The 15,567-nt window shown below is 70.8% G+C and carries 14 protein-coding genes; 11 read left to right on the forward strand and 3 right to left on the reverse strand.

Translation table 11 applies throughout. The features are described from left to right. Window positions 1-156: 156 nt before the first annotated feature. Window positions 157-945 (forward strand): alpha/beta fold hydrolase, encoded by a 789-nt coding sequence (locus D7X32_RS37370; RefSeq protein WP_120607308.1) that lies wholly within the window; start codon window positions 157-159, stop codon window positions 943-945. A 13-nt stretch (window positions 946-958) separates the two neighbouring features. Further along, window positions 959-1,393: a hypothetical protein gene (locus tag D7X32_RS37375; protein ID WP_120607309.1), complete on the forward strand. Its 435-nt coding sequence runs from the start codon at window positions 959-961 to the stop codon at window positions 1,391-1,393. A gap of 8 nt (window positions 1,394-1,401) precedes the next feature. Here the strand turns inward: D7X32_RS37375 and D7X32_RS37380 are convergent, their stop codons facing one another. Together D7X32_RS37380 and D7X32_RS37385 are read right to left on the reverse strand one after the other, a co-directional pair. Then, entirely contained in the window at window positions 1,402-2,097 is a 696-nt protein-coding gene (locus D7X32_RS37380) for a molybdopterin-dependent oxidoreductase (protein ID WP_120607310.1), read from the reverse strand. After that, window positions 2,090-2,749: a cytochrome b/b6 domain-containing protein gene (locus D7X32_RS37385; RefSeq protein ID WP_120607311.1), complete on the reverse strand. Its 660-nt coding sequence runs from the start codon at window positions 2,747-2,749 to the stop codon at window positions 2,090-2,092. Before D7X32_RS37385 ends, D7X32_RS37380 begins: the two co-directional genes overlap by 8 nt. A 231-nt stretch (window positions 2,750-2,980) precedes the next feature. Between D7X32_RS37385 and D7X32_RS37390 the strand changes: the two genes are divergently transcribed. The 5 genes from D7X32_RS37390 (at window position 2,981) to D7X32_RS37410 (ending at window position 12,577) form a co-directional block, all read left to right on the forward strand. Further along, window positions 2,981-5,596, forward strand: coding sequence for a right-handed parallel beta-helix repeat-containing protein (locus tag D7X32_RS37390; RefSeq protein ID WP_147450421.1), 2,616 nt, complete (start codon window positions 2,981-2,983; stop codon window positions 5,594-5,596). Between the two features lie 188 nt (window positions 5,597-5,784). Then, on the forward strand, window positions 5,785-7,632 hold the full coding sequence (locus D7X32_RS37395; RefSeq protein WP_341868167.1) for a penicillin-binding transpeptidase domain-containing protein: 1,848 nt from the start codon (window positions 5,785-5,787) through the stop codon (window positions 7,630-7,632). Window positions 7,633-7,847: 215 nt separating this feature from the next. Continuing rightward, entirely contained in the window at window positions 7,848-10,343 is a 2,496-nt protein-coding gene (gene mgtA, locus D7X32_RS37400; RefSeq protein WP_244239398.1) for a magnesium-translocating P-type ATPase, read from the forward strand. A gap of 86 nt (window positions 10,344-10,429) precedes the next feature. Beyond that, window positions 10,430-11,917, forward strand: a complete 1,488-nt coding sequence (locus tag D7X32_RS37405; protein WP_120607313.1) for a serine hydrolase — start codon at window positions 10,430-10,432, stop codon at window positions 11,915-11,917. Window positions 11,918-12,004: 87 nt separating this feature from the next. Next, window positions 12,005-12,577 carry a glutathione S-transferase family protein gene (locus D7X32_RS37410; RefSeq protein ID WP_120607314.1) on the forward strand — a complete coding sequence of 191 codons (573 nt, stop codon included), beginning with the start codon at window positions 12,005-12,007 and terminating at the stop codon, window positions 12,575-12,577. A 12-nt stretch (window positions 12,578-12,589) separates the two neighbouring features. Here the strand turns inward: D7X32_RS37410 and D7X32_RS37415 are convergent, their stop codons facing one another. Continuing rightward, window positions 12,590-13,462 (reverse strand): LysR family transcriptional regulator, encoded by an 873-nt coding sequence (locus tag D7X32_RS37415; protein ID WP_244239399.1) that lies wholly within the window; start codon window positions 13,460-13,462, stop codon window positions 12,590-12,592. A 131-nt stretch (window positions 13,463-13,593) separates the two neighbouring features. Here D7X32_RS37415 and D7X32_RS37420 point away from each other — a divergent pair, with 131 nt between their 5' ends. The 4 genes from D7X32_RS37420 to D7X32_RS37430 all read left to right on the forward strand — a co-directional run bounded on the left by D7X32_RS37420 (window position 13,594) and on the right by D7X32_RS37430 (window position 15,532). Further along, entirely contained in the window at window positions 13,594-14,337 is a 744-nt protein-coding gene (locus D7X32_RS37420) for an SDR family oxidoreductase (protein ID WP_120607316.1), read from the forward strand. A 129-nt stretch (window positions 14,338-14,466) separates the two neighbouring features. Continuing rightward, window positions 14,467-14,601, forward strand: a complete 135-nt coding sequence (locus tag D7X32_RS47675) for a hypothetical protein (RefSeq protein WP_279635649.1) — start codon at window positions 14,467-14,469, stop codon at window positions 14,599-14,601. Window positions 14,602-14,756: 155 nt separating this feature from the next. Next, complete coding sequence (locus D7X32_RS37425; RefSeq protein WP_120607317.1) at window positions 14,757-15,302, forward strand: RNA polymerase sigma factor; 546 nt, start codon at window positions 14,757-14,759, stop codon at window positions 15,300-15,302. Next, the gene (locus tag D7X32_RS37430; protein ID WP_244239400.1) at window positions 15,299-15,532 is read left to right on the forward strand and encodes a hypothetical protein; all 234 of its coding nucleotides are present in this window, start codon (window positions 15,299-15,301) and stop codon (window positions 15,530-15,532) included. The genes D7X32_RS37425 and D7X32_RS37430 overlap by 4 nt, the downstream gene beginning before the upstream one ends. The last annotated feature ends 35 nt before the right edge of the window (window positions 15,533-15,567 follow it).

A 15,567-nucleotide genomic window follows, 5' to 3' on the forward strand; every position in this document is an offset into this window, starting at 1 on the left:
TTCCCACCCGCCGCACCTACCTGTCGGGACTGCCTGCCCCTCCGACTTTCGGGCAACCCCCGAGCATGTGGACGGCTACGCCTCAGTCATGGCTTGCTACACTTCCCCTTTAAGCCAAGACTTCCCAGTCTCTCCCCCCGAAGAGGACAGCCCCCCATGCCCACGACGACCGCCACGGATGGAACAACCCTGCACTACCGGGTGCTGGGGGACGGTCCTCGCGACGTGGTGCTGGTGCATGGGTGGATGGTGTCCGGCGCGGTGTGGGACGCGATGCTGGAGAAGCTGGACATGACCGGCCTGCGGCTCATCGTCCCGGACCACCGGGGCACCGGGCCGTCCGGACGGCCGACGTCGGGGTACTCGCTGGAGCAGTACGCGAAGGACGTGCTGGCGGTGGCGGACCACGCGAAGGCGCAGCGCTTCACGCTGGTGGGCCACAGCATGGGCGGGCAGATCGCCAAGTGGGTGGCGGCGGAAGCGCCCTCGCGCGTCAGCGGCCTGGTGCTGCTCAACACGGTGCCCGCGTCGGGGCTGCCGCTGCCTCCGGACGCCGCCGGGCTGTTCCGCACCTCCGCGGGGGACCGCGAGAAGCAGAAGACCATCCTGGGCCTGGCGTGCAAGCAGCTGTCGCCGGAGTCGCTGGAGGTCCTGCTGAAGGACTCGGGCGCGGTGTCGAAGGACGCCATCGAGCAGTGCTTCGACTCCTGGACGGCGGGCGGCTTCGCGCACCGGCTGCCCGCCATCACGGCGCCCACGCTGGTGGTGGCCACGGATGATCCGTTCCTGCCGCCGGTGTTCCTCAAGCAGGCGGTGGTGGGGCTCATCCAGAACGCGCGCCTGACGCACCTGCCGGGGCCGGGGCACTACCCCCAGGTGGAGCGTCCGGCGGAGACGGCGGCGCTGCTGTCGGCGTTCCTCGCGGGCAACGCCGCGCAGGCCTGAAGGAGGACGTGACATGGCCTGGGGTATGTCCTTCGAACGCGACGCCGAGCACGACGTCGTCACCGCGCACTTCACCGACTGCATCCTGGTGACGGATGAGGACGTGTATCGCTGGCGGCGCGACGTGGAGGCGCAGTTCGCGAAATTCAACGGCCGGGTGGATCTGCTCATCAACCTGGACGGGCTCGTCGTCCGCCACACAGCGGGGCGCACCTTCGGCAAGGAACGCCGCGAGGTGCTGGAGCGCAACACGCACCGCTCGTTCCGCTACGGCGGCGACGAGATGACGCTCATGTTCATCAGCACCAGCGGCGTCATCAACGGCGCGGCGGTGAACCACTTCCCCACGCGCGAGGCCGCCCTGGCGGCCCTGCTCGCCGAGCGGGAGACCCTGCGCAAGCGCGGCTTCATGCCGTTCCTGCCGGGCGTCATCAACTCCAAGGGCTGAAGCCGCCGCTACACGCCGGCGAACCACTCGTAGCCGCGGTCCTCCCAGGTGCCCCCCGTGGCCTCTGGGAGGAAGCGCACGGTGGTGAGGTACTTCACCATCTTGTAGCCCAGCTTCACGCCCGAATAGAGGCGCAGGGGCGCGCCGTGGCCGGGGATGAGCGGCGCTCCGTTCATGCCGTACGCGAGCACGGTCTGCGCATGCAGCGCGCTGGGCGCGTCCCACGATGAGTAATAGCCCTGGTCGAACGAGCGGAACTCCACGAAGCCCGCGCGCGGATCCGCGCCCACGGCCTTCGCCAGGTCGCTGACACGCACGCCGTGCCAGGACGCCACCGCGCTCCAGCCCTCCACGCAGTGGTGGCGGATCCGGTAGTCGGTCCGGGGCAGCCGCCGCAGCTCCTCCAGCGAGAAGGCACGCGGCCGGTCCACCAGTCCGCCCACCTCCAGCCGCCAGTCCGCGGGGGCCAGGGGCACGGTGTCGGAGATGAAATAGTGGGGGAAGTCGCCGGGTGGGGTGAGCTGCTCGACGGGCTCTTCTGGAGCGAGCCGGGTGGGATGGAAGAGGGCGGATTGGGCGCGCTCGTTGAAGCGGTCCATGACGCCGAGGAAGCCCGCACGGGGACGCTGGGAATCGCAGGCGCTGGTGGCGAGCGCGGCGGCGCCCAGGAGGACGCGGCGGCGGGTGAGGACGCGCTCAGACATCGGGCTTCCTCCCTCCGGTGATCATCTCCCCGAAGGTGCGTGGGTGCAGGGCGACGAGGACGACGTGGCCCACGGTGAAGAGGGCGAACAGCGCGAGCAGCAGCAGGTGCACGAAGCGCGCGGGGTCGTAGCCACCGAAGAGGGCGGTGAGCCACTGGAGCTGCACGGGCTTGTAGAGGGCGAGGCCGGACAGGACGGACAGCGCGCCCATCACCAGGGTGGCGGTGTACGCCAGCCGCTGGAGTCCGTTGTAGAGGCCCGTCTGCACGGGCGCGGGGCGGAGCCGCAGGTAGTACGCGAGCGTGGCCACGGCATCGCGCGTATCGCGGCGCGGGAGGAACAGGCGGCGGCGCCACTCGCCGCTGAGCGCGAGGTAGAGCACGTACGCGAGCCCGTTGAGGGCCAGGAACCAGCCGAACGCGAAGTGCCAGCTCCGCGCGCCCGCGAGCCAGTCCCCCAGGCGCAGCCACGACGGCGGCATGGCGCCCTGGAAGGGATAGAGCGCGATGGGCCGGCCGCGCGCTCCCATGAGCGGATACGCGGCGAGGATCTGCAGCCCGCTGGCCGCCAGGATGGCGAGCAACGGCACGTTCGCCCAGTGGGCGAGCCGGATGGGCCAGGGCTGGGGACGGCGTGGCTCGGACGGGTGCACGCGGCGGACCCCAGCACCGCGATGGGGCCCGGGACCATGCGGCGGGAGGGTGGCTGACTGTTGCAGTCCAGCGCCGGACACGGATTGCCGTAGCACCAACCCTCGGGTCGCGGGGGATTGGCAGGCATTGGACGACACGCCGGGTGAACATGGCCGCCGGTCCCCGTGGATTGGACGTCTGGGAGTGAGCCGGTATCGTCTCTGCTTCCGTCCGCCTTCCCCGAGGATGCCGTGACCCTGAAGCCCGCTCATGCGTTGCACCTCGTGGGAGCGTTGCTGCTGACCACGTTCGGTTGCGTGGAGGAGGATCCCGCGTTCACGGCGCCGCTGGCGGGAGGCGCGCGGGTCGTGGTCGCGCTGCCCCGGTCGTCGGATGCCGTCGCGGTGACGACCTCGGTGACGCACGCTTCCGGCGCCACGGAGTCGAAGGCGCTGACGCCGAAGGCGGGTCCGGATGGCGGCGTCGTGTGGTCCACCGTCGTGAAGCCCGCGTCTCCCGAGGAGGAGATCCGGCTGGCCGTGGACGCCAGGAATGCCGCGGACGCGTCCGTGGGCACCTTGAGCCTGGACGCCGGGGTGAAGCTGCCGCTCTATGAAGAAGCGCTCGTGGTCCTGGTGCCCCTGCCCGAATCCGGCCTGCCGGGACTGGCCAACCATGCGCCACGCATCCACGAGGTTCGCGCGCCGAGCAGCATCGTGGCGCCCGGCGACACCGTGGAGCTGAGCGCGCAGGCGAGTGACCTGGAAGGCGATGCGCTCACCTACGCCTGGACCGCCTCCTCCGGAGTGATCAACTGCGTGGATGCGACCTGTGCGTGGACGGCGGCGCTCCCGAAGCCCGATGCCGGTGTCGATCCGAAGTTCGATAAGGACGCGCTGATCCGCCTGAGCGTCACGGATGCGCAGGGCGCGGTGTCCACGCTCCAGTTCCGCATCGGCATGGGCACCACGCGCGCGCCGCCGACGGTGGACTTCACGGCGTTCAACCGCTCGCCCGTGGCGTCCGTGCCCGCGGCGACCCAGCAGGTGGGCGTCAACGTGCCCGTGCAGGTCCAGGCGACGGTGACGGACGAGGACGGTCCCCGGGACGTGCTGACGTATGCCTGGAGCGCGACGTGCGAGGGCACCTTCAATGACGTCACCCTGGCCACGCCCGTCTTCACCGCGACGGCGGAGCCCTCGGGTTGCGGCTGCCAGTTGAAGGGCGTCGTGAGGGACAGCTCCGGTGGAAGCACGGAGCAGCTCGTGAACCTGTGCGTGCTGCAAGCGGCGCCGCCGGTCCTCGGCGATACCACCCAGTCCGCGCCGTCCGCGCTCGCGGGTGAACGTGTGACGTTCACCGTGAAGGCGACGGACCCGCGCGGCGAGGCGATGACGTTCGCCTGGACGTCGAACGCGGGCGCGCTTGGCACTGCGGCGGGGGATGGCACGACGAGCACGGTGGACTGGACAGAGCTCAGCTGCCTGCCGGCGGACGTGACGCCCACGGTGGACCTGGTGGTGACGAACGTCTCAGGCCAGAGCACGCGGCAGTCCTTCTCCGTCGCGTGGACGGGCCGGCGCTGTGGCGCGGGAGAGTCCCCCTGCGCCATCACCCTGTCGCCGGGGCAGGTGACGCTGCGCGAGGACTGCGTGGTCCAGAGCGCGGTATTCATCCCGGATGGCTTCACGTTCGACGGGGATGGGCACACGCTGACCGCGTCCGAAGAGAACGCGGGGGACCACTACAAGGGCGCGGTGCTGCGCAACCGGGGCACGGTGGCGAACGTGCGCGGCGTGACCGTGACGGCGCGCAACCTGTCGGACGTGTGTGACGCGGACGTGGACCGGCTGCGCGGCATCCTGCTGGAGGGCGCGAGCGGCACCATCGAGGACACGGTGGTGGAGGACCTGAACCAGGCTGGCAACGTCGGCGGATGCCAGGAGGGCTTCGCCATCGACGTGCGCAACAGCGCGGCGGGCGCTGCCCCGGTGACGGTGACCGTCCGGAACAACCGGCTGACGGGCTACCAGAAGGCGGGCGTGCTGATGGTGGGGCGGATGGCGGTGACGGTGGAGGACAACATCATCGACGCGCTGGGCCCCACCGACCGCATCGCGCGCATCGGCATCCAGCTCTCGCACGGCGTCTCCGGGCAGGTGGTGGGCAACCAGGTGCAGGGCAACGCGTACCGGTTCGGGCGGGACTACAGCTCCGGCATCATGGTCCTGGGCGGCGCGTACTACGTCGGGGGGCCCGAGCTGTGCCACGACCTGCGCATCCAGGACAACGTGCTGACGGAGAACGACGTCGGCGTCAGCCTGCTGCAGGCGGTGGACATCGACTTCACGCCTCCCGCCGCGTCCCAGAACATCCAGGTGATTGGCAACACGCTGACCAAGACGGAGCTGACGGGCTCCTACCAGGCCGCCATCTCGGACAACGGGACCGCGAACCTCCTCAGCCGCAACCGGATCAGCGGTGACGGGTACGACCCGGACGTGTACCCGGACAATGCCATCTCCGTGGACGTGACGACGCAGGGGGATGCGCGCCAGGTGGGCTTCGCCACCCCCGCGCGGACGCTGGAGGTGGGGACGTGTTCGGACGTGCTGGTCGTGCAGGGTTGGGACCTGGCGGGCAATCTGGCCCCGCTGTCCGTGCCGGAGGTGGCGCTGTCCGCGTCGGATGCGGGCGCGACCTTCCACCTGCTGCCGGATTGCTCGGATGCGCCCGTGACGGTGGTGAGCCTCAAGAACCCGCAGCGCGAGGGCCTCTTCTACGTCAAGGCCGCGACCGCGGGTCCGCTGACCATCACGGCGACGGGGGACGGCGCGAGCACCCCCCAGGAGCAGACGGTCCGTTGATCCGCACGCGGAGTGCCGCGCTCCGCGTGCGCATGGCGAAGCGACCCGCCGCCTGCCGCAGGATGTTCGCCTCCGCGCGCAGGGCGCGGTACACGGGGCGCGTGCACCGACGGGCGGTCATTTCCTGGGTGGGGCTCTGCCTCCTGTTGCTGCTTCCCGCGTGCGCGCCGCGAGCCGTAAGGCCCTCCGTGCCCTCCGTGCCCGCCGTGCCTGCCGTGCCCGGTGGGGCCGAGGACCTGGCCCGGCGGTACCTGGACGCCTGGGCGCGCAATGACGTGGCGGCGCAGCGCCGCGTGCTCGTGGACGCGCCCGCGGACTTCGACGCACAGCACGCGCGCTGGAGGCAGGACCTGGGCGTCGTGGCCTCGCGCTTCGAACGGCTGGAGCTCGAGTCCGAGGACGGCGCCACGGCGGTGATGAAGTTCCACGGCGTGCACACGCTGCGGGGCTTGGGCGAATGGGAGGTGGAGTCCCGCCTGCGTTTCGAACGCCGGGGCCAGCGCTGGAGCTTGCGCTGGACGCCGGAGGTGTTGCACCCCGCCCTGCGGTCCGGAGATCGCTTCGGCCGCACGCGGAGCTGGGGACCGCGCGCCGCGCTGCTCGATGCGAAGGGCCATCCGCTCACCGTGCCGGGAGAGGTCATCCGCGTCGGCGTGCTGCCGGGCCGCGTGAAGGACCGCGCGGCCGTGGCCAGCGTGCTCCAGGCGCAGCTCGGGGTGGACCCGGTGAAGGTGCTCGCCGCGCTGAACGTCGCGAGCATCCAGCCGGAGCAGTTCGTCGCGTTCATCGACGTGCGGCCGGAGCGCTACCAGCAGGTGCGGTCCGCGCTCGCGCCGGTGCCCGGCATCTTCTTCCGCAAGAAGCTGGCGCGCCTCACCCCGGCGGAGGGCTTCGCCGCGCACACGCTGGGCCGGGTGGGCGAGGTGACGGCGGAGGCGCTCCAGGTGCTGGGCCCGCTCTACCAAGCGGGGGACGTGGTGGGGCTGTCCGGCCTGGAGCGCGCGCAGGAGCGGACGCTGGCGGGGCGTCCCTCTGGCGAGGTGCGGCTGCTGCGCCGTTCGGGCGGCAGCGAGCTGCTGCAACGCTTCGACGGCGAGCCGGGACGCGATGTGCGCACCACGCTGCGGATGGACGTGCAGGCCGCGGCGGAGGCGGCGCTCATGGACGTCACCCGGCCCGCCGCGCTGGTCGCGGTGGACACGGCGACGGGGGAGGTGCTGGCGGTGGCCAGCCGGCCGCTCGGGGAGGCGCCGCACCGCGCGCTGTCGGGACGCTATCCGCCGGGCTCCACGTTCAAGGTCGTGACCGCCGAAGCGGTGCTCGCGAATGGCCTGAAGCCGGACTCCCGCGTGGACTGTCCCCTGGAGGTGACAGCGGGCCGCCAGCGCTTCCGCAACTTCGAGTCCGAGGTGCTGGGCACCACCACGCTGCGGCGGGCGTTCGCGCTGTCGTGCAACACGACGTTCATCCAGCTGGCAGCGAAGCTGGACCGGCGCGCGCTGGAGGACGCGGCCCGGCGCTTCGGCTTCGGGGTGGGCTACGACGTGGGGCTGCCCTCGCCGGGTGCTGCCTTCCCTGAACCCCGCGACGATGCCGAGCGCGCCGCGGACGCCATGGGCCAGGGCCGCGTGCTGGTCACGCCGCTGCACATGGCCACGGTCGTGGCGGCGGCCTCCTCCGGCGTCTGGCATGCGCCGCGCCTGCTGGCGGACGCGGAGGCCGGCCCGGAGGCGCGGCTGAGTCCGGGGACTCCGGAGCCGCTCCGGGACCTGATGCGCGCCGTGGTGAAGGAAGGCACGGCGAAGTCCGCCGCGAGCGTCGCGGGGCTCATGGGCAAGACGGGCACGGCGGAGTTCGGCCTGACCGTGCCGCCCGAAACCCATGCGTGGTTCATCGGAGTGCGCGGCGGCATGGGCTTCGCGGTGCTGGTGGAGGGAGGCGGCGTGGGAGGCCGCGTCGCCGTGCCGCTCGCGGTCCGCTTCCTCCAGGCGTTGGACGCGGCCACGGTCCTCTCCTTCAAGGACGACGCCAGCTAGGGCACGGACCTTCCGGCGGGGCCGTCCCTCCAAGCGCCAACCTCCTTCCCGTCCGGGTGGCTGTCTCCCTGGCGGACACTGCGCACGTTGTGAAGATGGGCGTCGAACGCTCGAGCAGCCGGGGTGCCAGAGCCCTCGCGCATCCTCCGCGTCACGCTGGCGGGCGACGGGGGCCGGCACCGGAGCGAAAAGGTCCTCCCGCCTGGGGCGAGCCGGTGGAAGCCCTCCTCGCCCGGCTGGGCAGCACGCTCCAGGGACTGTCCCAGCAGGAAGCCGAGGCGCGGCTCGAATCCCTGGGTCCCAACGCGCTGGAGGCCCGGCGCCGCCGGCCGCTCCTCCTGGAACTGCTGCTGCGGCTGGGCAACCCGCTGGTGCTGGTCCTGCTGGTGGCGTGCGGCATCTCGGCGGTCGTCCACGACCTGACCAGCTCCATCATCATCGCGGTCATCGTGTTGATCAGCGTGACGCTGGACTTCGTCCAGGAACACCGCGCCAGCGAGGCCGCGGAGCGGCTGCGCGGCGCCGTGGCCCTGCGCGCCCGCGTGCTGCGCGACGGCGTGGAGCAGGTGCGGCCCGCCACGGAGGTCGTCCCGGGAGACGTGGTCCTGCTGGCCACCGGCAGCCGCGTCCCCGCGGACGCGCGCGTCCTGGAGTCGCACGCGCTGTCCGTGAACGAGTCGCCGCTCACCGGCGAGCCCTATCCCGTGGAGAAGGCGCCGGGCCTCGCGCCCGGGGACGCCCCGCTCGCGGAGGTGGGCAACACCGTCTTCGCTGGGACGTCGGTGCTGGGCGGCACGGGCCGCGCGCTCGTGTTCGCCACCGGCCGCGACACCGAGGTCGGCGGCATCGCCCGGGGGCTGGACGCGCCCGTCGCCTCCACCGCCTTCCAGCGGGACACGCACAGCTTCTCCGTGATGTTGATGCGGCTCACCGTCCTCATGGTGCTGTTCGTGCTCCTGGTGAACCTGACCCTGGAGCGCCCGCTGCTGGAGTCCTTCCTCTTCGCCATGGCCCTGGCGGTGGGGCTGACGCCGGAGCTGCTCCCCATGGTGGTCTCGGTGACGCTCGCGCGGGGCGCCCTGCGGCTCGCGGACCAGGGCGTCATCGTCAAGCGGCTGAGCGCGGTGCACGACCTGGGCTGCATGGACGTCCTGTGCACCGACAAGACGGGCACGCTCACGGAGGCGAACATCCGGTTGGAGCGCGCCGAGGACGCCGCCTTCCAGCGCAGCGAGCGCACCCTCGCGTGGGCCTACCTCAACAGCCACTTCGCCACGGGCCTGCGCAGCCCCATGGACGAAGCCATCCTGGCCCGCCGCGTGGAGTGCACGCAGGGCTGGGTGAAGCAGGACGAGCTGCCCTTCGACTTCGAGCGCCGCCGCGTGTCCGTGCTGCTGGAGAAGGCCGGCCGCCGCGTCCTCGTGGTGAAGGGCTCGCCGGAAGCCCTGCTGCCCCTCTGCGGGTCGCGTGAAGCGGTGGATGGGACGGTGCAGGCCCTGGACGCGGCCGGGCGCGAGGCGTTGCAGGACCGCGCGGACGCCTTGAGCGAGCAGGGCTTCCGGGTGCTGGGCCTCGCCTGGCGCGACGACCTGGCCCCGGACGCGCAGGTCTCCCTGGAGGACGAGACGGGGCTCGTCTTCGCGGGCTTCGCCTCGTTCCTGGACCCACCCAAGCAGAGCGCCCGTCCCGCGCTGACGGCGCTCCGCGAGGCGGGCATCGCCGTCAAGGTGGTGACGGGCGACAACGCGCGGGTGGCGGTGCACGTCTGCCAGGAGCTGGGCCTGGAGGTGCAAGGCGTGCTCACCGGCGCGGAGCTGGCCCTGCTGGACGACCCGGGACTGCGCGCGCGGGCGGAGGACACCACCCTCTTCGCGCGCGTGTCCCCGGCGCAGAAGAGCCGCATCCTCCGCGCGCTGCGGCAGCGCGGCCACGTGGTGGGCTTCCTGGGGGACGGCATCAACGACGCGCCGTCGCTGCACGAGGCGGACGTGGGCATCTCCGTCGCGGGCGCGGTGGACGTCGCGCGCGAGGCCGCGGCGCTGCTGCTGCTGCGCCCGGAGCTGGGCGTCCTGCACGACGGCGTCCTGGAGGGACGGCGCACCTTCGGCAACGTCATGAAGTACATCCGCATGGGGACCAGCTCCAACTTCGGCAACATGCTCAGCATGGCCCTGGCGTCGCTGGTGCTTCCGTTCCTGCCCATGCTCCCCATCCAGATCCTCCTCAACAACATGCTGTACGACGTGTCGGAGCTGGCCATCCCGCTGGACACGGTGGACGCGGAGCAGCTCGCGCGGCCCACCCGCTGGGACATGCGCTTCGTGCGCCTCTACATGGCGGTGTTCGGCACGCTCAGCTCGCTCTTCGACGCGGCCACCTTCACGGTGCTGCTGCACGGCTTCCACGCTGGCGCGCCGCTCTTCCAGACGGGCTGGTTCATGGAGTCGCTGACCACGCAGGTGCTGGTCATCTTCATCATCCGCACCCGGGGCGGGGCGGGGCGCGGTCCTCCCGCGCGGCTGTTGCTGCTGTCGTCGCTGGGCGTGGTGGTGGTGGCCAACGTGCTGCCCTTCACGCCGCTGGGACACGTCTTCGGCTTCGTACCGCCGCCGCCCGCCATCCTCGCGTCGCTGGGCGCGCTGGTGGCGCTGTACCTGGCCTGTGCGGCGTGGCTCAACCGCTGGTTCTTCCGCAGCTTCGACACCACCTGACCCCGCTCCGCCGCGATCTTCCGCGGAGACCGGACGCAATCGCCTCGCGGTTGAGTCGTCTGTAGTCTCATGTTGGGAGAGACCGGATGACCTGGAACCCGTTGCGCCTCTTGGGTGTGCTCGCTGTCGCCCTGCTGTTCGTCCCCGTCGCCGCGGGTGCCGCGACGCGGCAGCAGGAGCTGGACCGGCTGCTGACGCAGTACCACCAGCTGCGCCAGTTCAACGGCGCGGCGCTCGTCGCCAACGAGAAGGGCGTCATCCTGAAGAAGGCCTACGGTTCGGCCAACTTCGAATGGAACGTGCCCAACACGCCGGACACGAAGTTCCGCCTCGCGTCCGTGACGAAGCAGTTCACCGCGATGGTCATCCTCCAACTCGTCGCGGAGGGGAAGCTGAAGCTCGACGACACGCTGGTGTCGGCGCTGCCGGACTACCGCAAGGACACGGGCTCGCGCATCACCCTTGCCCAGCTGCTCAACCACACGTCCGGCATCCCCAACTACACGAACGCGCCGGACTTCTTCCCGAAGGTGTCGCGCAACCCGTACCCGGTCGCGGACTTCGTGAAGCAGTTCGCCAGCGGTGACCTGGAGTTCGAGCCCGGCTCGAAGTTCGCCTACAGCAACTCCGGCTACTTCCTGCTGGGCGCCATCATCGAGCGCGCCACCGGCAAGACGTACGCGCAGGCGGTGCAGGAGCGCATCTTCACTCCGCTGGGCATGAAGGACTCCGGCTACGACGTCTACGCCACGGTGCTGCCCAAGCGCGCCAGCGGCTACGAGCTCGCGCCGGAGGGCTACATCAACGCCCCCTACCTGGACATGTCCCTGCCATACGCCGCCGGGTCGCTGTACTCGACGGTGGAGGACCTCTACCGCTGGGACCGGGCGCTCTACGAAAACAAGCTGCTGCCGGAGGCCCTCAAGCAGAAGATGTTCACACCCGGCCTGGAGAACTATGGCTTCGGGCTGTCCATGGATCCGCTGAAGCTGGATGACGGCAAGACGGAGCTCGCCACCATCAACCACAGCGGCGGCATCAACGGGTTCAGCACGCGCATCTTCCGCGTGCCCGCGGGCAAGGAGGTCGTCATCCTCCTGGACAACACGTCGCGCGGCGACAAGCTCAAGCCGCTGGCCGCTGGCCTCTTCAGCGTCCTCCACGGCATTCCGCCCAAGCAGCCCCGGCAGGGCATCCGGGAGATGCTGAGCATGACGGTCGACAAGGAGCCCGTCGCGAAGACCGTCGCGCGCTACCGCGAGCTGAAGGCCACGAAGCCGGACGCGTATGACTTCTCCGATGATCAGCTCAACACGCTGGGCTATCGCCTGCTGCGGACGAACCGCGCGGCGGATGCCGTTGAAATCTTCAAGCTCAACGTGGAGATGTTCCCGAAGGTGGGGAACGGCTACGACAGCCTGGGGGAGGCGTACCTCGCCGTCGGCGACAAGGAGCAGGCGCGGGTGAACTACCGCAAGGCCGTGGAGCTGGACCCCGCCAACGCGAACGCGGCGGCCGCGCTCCAGAAGCTGGATGCACAGGCAGGGCCGCCCGCGACGAAGGCCGTGCCCTAGACGCACCAGATGTGAGCGAATGCGGCCCGCGCCCCGGGCGTTGTGTCCGGGGGGCGGTCCAACGTGGTGCTCACGAAAGGTGCCTGCATGAAGCTCTATTTCAATCCGCGCAGCCGGGCGGTCATTGGCAAGTGGATGCTCGACGAGGCGGGGGTCGAGTACGAAATCGTGCCCATCAGCCTGGAGAAGAAGGAGCAGAAGTCGCCGGAGTTCCTCAAGGTGAACCCCGCCGGCAAGCTGCCCGCCCTCGTGGACGGAGAGGCCCGCGTGTTCGAGAACGCGGCCCTCTGTCTGTACATCGCGGACAGGTATCCCCAGGCCCGGCTGGCGCCGAAGTTCGATGCGCCGGAGCGCGGCCGGTACCTGTCGCTGATGGTGTACTCGACGTCGCAGCTGGAGCCGTCCATGGGGGACCACATGGCGAAGGCCCCCACGCTGCCGCAGCGCGGGTGGACGGAGTACGAGCAGACGCTGGACGCCGTGGAGCGCGAGCTGGGGGCGGGCCCCTACCTCTTCGGCGACTGGTTCACCGCCGCGGACGTGATGATTGGCTCCATGTTCATCTACCAGCGCATGTTCGGAGGTTCGACGGGGCGGCCGAAGCTGGAGGCCTACGTGGACCGGCTGCTGGCCCGCCCCAAGTGCATGAAGCTGAGCTGAGGGCGCCAGGCCTCAGGGCGCGGCGAAGCCCTGCGTCAGCCAGTCGATGAAGACGCGCACGCGCGGGGACAGCTGCCGGTTGCGCGGGTACATCAGGGACACGGGCGTCGGCGTCGGCGGGTACTGGGGCAGCACCGGTACCAGCGTGCCGCGCTCGAAGTCCTCCTCCAGGCGGTAGCGCGGGACCTGGATGAGGCCCAGTCCCAGCCGCGCGGCCGCGACGAAGGTCTCCGCGCCGTTCACGGTCATCGTGGTGGGCAGCACGACGTGGCGGACCTCGCTGCCCACCTGGAACTCCAGGGGGATGAGGCTCCCCGTGAGCGAGGAGCGGAAGCCCACCATGCGGTGCCCGCGCTGGAGCGCTTCGATGCTCTCCGGCACGCCGTGCTTCGCCAGGTAGGCAGGCGACGCGCACGTCACCTCCTCCAGCATCGCCACCCGGCGGGCCACCATGTCGCTGTCTTTCGGCTCGCCCGCGCGCAGCACGCAGTCGATGCCCTCGCGCACCAGGTCCACGAACCGGTCGCCCTCGCTCATGTACAGCTCGATGCCCGGATAGCGCTCCAGGAACTCCGGCAGCCGCGGCAGCACCACCCGGCGCGCCAGCGTTCCCTGCACGTCCACGCGAACCAGCCCCTTCGGCTGCGCCCCCACGAACGCCGCGTCCGCCTCCTCCAGGTCCGCCAGCAGTGACACGCAGCGCTGGTAGTACGCCTCGCCGTCCAGCGTGGGGCTCACGTGGCGCGTGGTGCGCTGGAGCAGGCGCACGCCCAGCCGCGCCTCCAACTGCTTCACCGCGTCCGTCACCGACGAGCGCGGCAGCCCCAGGTCGTGCGCGGCCTGGGTGAAGCTCCGGCACTCCACGATGCGCGTGAAGGCCTTCATGGCGTCGAACCGGTCCATTGTCCGCCCTGTCGAACAGTGATGCCGGAACAAAGCCGATTATCCGCGAGGCGGAAAGGTCCATCTTCCTCTCACACGACGCCGGTGACGGCGACCTTGCGGAGGAAGACCCCATGACCACGCCTCAGACCCAGAAGACCGCCCTTGTGACGGGCGCCTCGCGCGGCATCGGCGCCGCGGTGACGGAGCGGCTCGCTCGCGACGGCTTCAACGTCATCGTCAACTACGCGGGCAGCCGCGACGCCGCGGAGGCGCTGGTGCGCAAGATTGAAGCGGCGGGCGGCCGGGCCCTGAGCATCCAGGCGGATGTCGCCGACCCCGCCTCCTTCCCCCGGATGTTCGACGCGGCGGAGAAGGCGTTCGGCGGAGTGGACGTGCTGGTGAACAACGCCGGCATCGGGAAGTTCATCCGCTTCGCGGACTTCGACGACGCGCTGTTCGACCAGCACGTGGCCGTCAACATCAAGGGCACGTTCAACGGCCTGCGTGAAGCCGCGCGCCGCCTGCGCGACGGTGGGCGCGTCATCAACTTCTCCACCAGCGTCATTGGCCTGCGGATGGAGAACTACGGCGTCTACTCGGCCACCAAGGCCGCCGTGGAGACGATGACCGCCGTCCTCTCCAAGGAGCTGCGCGGCCGGAACATCACCGTCAACTGCGTCGCGCCCGGCCCCACCGCCACCGACCTGTTCCTGGACGGCAAGTCCCCGGAGCTGGTGGAGCGCATGGCGAAGCTGAACCCGCTGGAGCGGCTGGGCACGCCGGAGGACATCGCCGCGTCCGTCGCGTTCCTCGCCGGGCCGGAGGGCGGGTGGATCAACGGACAGGTCCTCCGCGCCAACGGCGGCATGGTCTGACGTTCGTCCTCGCCAGGAATCGCGCGGCGGGGGTGAGGGGAAAAAAGGGGCATTTCCGTTGGGTGGGGGCAGGCGCGAAACCGGACGGCCCTCACGGCCGCCGGACGCCACCTTCCGAGGAGCAGCCCCATGTCACCGTCCAAGCGTCTCCGTTCCGTGGCCCGGCTCACCGCCGTGGCCACCACCTCCACCTACGTGGGCGGGCGCATCGTCATCACGGCCGTGCGCCTGACGACGGGCACGGCGGCGGAGACCTGCGGCTGATTGCCTGGGACGCGAACCTGCAGTAGCGCCCGGGAGTGTCCTCTCCGGAGCTTGCGAGCTCCGGGGGGATTCTCCTGGATTGCCTGATCCCGCCTTGCCTCGGATGATGGGTTCGACGACGCTCGGCGCCCTTTTTTCACGCGAGGGGAGGCATCTTGGAGCTGCGACACGGCCCATGGGCGGGTGCATCCCCCGATGCCGGGCTGGAGACGCTGCGGCGTGACCTGGGCCGGGCGCTCGCGAGCGTCTGTCCCGCGTCGCTCGCGGACCGGCGGGACGACCTGCTGCAGGTCGCGATGATGAAGGTGGTGGAGCTGCGCGGGCGCGGTCCGGGTCACGCGGAGCTGACGCCCGCGTATCTGTACCGGGTGGCGTACACGACGCTCATCGACGAGCTTCGCCGGCTGGGGGCGCGCAAGGAGGTGGCGTTGGAGGAGATGGAGCAGGGGCCCGCGCAGCCGGTGGCGCCGGGAGATCCGGAGCGCTCGGCCGGTGCCGCGCAGATCGCCCGGGCCGTGCGTGATTGTCTTCAGGGGCTGGTGCAGGACCGCCGTCTCGCCGTGACGCTGCACCTGCAGGGGCACACCGTTCCGGAGGCCGCGGAGCTGCTGGGTTGGGAGGCCAAGCGCACGGAGAACCTCATCTACCGTGGGCTGAGCGCGCTGCGAGCCTGTCTCTCCACGAAGGGAATCGAGCCGTGAGCGAACGCCGTCCCGAGGATGACACGCTGGATGCCGGGGGCGTGGATCGGCTGCGCACGGCGCTGCGCGACGATGACGCGCAAGGGGAGCCGGTGGACGCGGAGCGCATCTGGCTCGCGGTGACGCACGCGCTTCCGGCGGAGGAGCGCCGGGAGGTCGTCGAGCGTGTCGCGGCGGATCCCGCGTGGGCCCAGGCCTGGCGGTTGGCGAAGGCGATGTCGCAGGCCTGACTCTTATACACATCTCCGAGCCCACGAGACGCTCA

Origin of the sequence: Corallococcus carmarthensis, from assembly GCF_003611695.1 — a bacterium.
Lineage (GTDB): Bacteria > Myxococcota > Myxococcia > Myxococcales > Myxococcaceae > Corallococcus > Corallococcus carmarthensis.

What these genes read in the sequence shown, in the direction of transcription:
- D7X32_RS37370 (WP_120607308.1), top strand. Translation starts at nt 157, where the DNA reads ATGCCCACGACGACCGCCACGGATGGAACAACCCTGCACTACCGGGTG.
- D7X32_RS37375 (WP_120607309.1), top strand. Translation starts at nt 959, where the DNA reads ATGGCCTGGGGTATGTCCTTCGAACGCGACGCCGAGCACGACGTCGTC.
- D7X32_RS37380 (WP_120607310.1), bottom strand. Translation starts at nt 2,097, where the DNA reads ATGTCTGAGCGCGTCCTCACCCGCCGCCGCGTCCTCCTGGGCGCCGCC.
- D7X32_RS37405 (WP_120607313.1), top strand. Translation starts at nt 10,430, where the DNA reads ATGACCTGGAACCCGTTGCGCCTCTTGGGTGTGCTCGCTGTCGCCCTG.
- D7X32_RS37410 (WP_120607314.1), top strand. Translation starts at nt 12,005, where the DNA reads ATGAAGCTCTATTTCAATCCGCGCAGCCGGGCGGTCATTGGCAAGTGG.
- D7X32_RS37415 (WP_244239399.1), bottom strand. Translation starts at nt 13,462, where the DNA reads ATGAAGGCCTTCACGCGCATCGTGGAGTGCCGGAGCTTCACCCAGGCC.
- D7X32_RS37420 (WP_120607316.1), top strand. Translation starts at nt 13,594, where the DNA reads ATGACCACGCCTCAGACCCAGAAGACCGCCCTTGTGACGGGCGCCTCG.
- D7X32_RS47675 (WP_279635649.1), top strand. Translation starts at nt 14,467, where the DNA reads ATGTCACCGTCCAAGCGTCTCCGTTCCGTGGCCCGGCTCACCGCCGTG.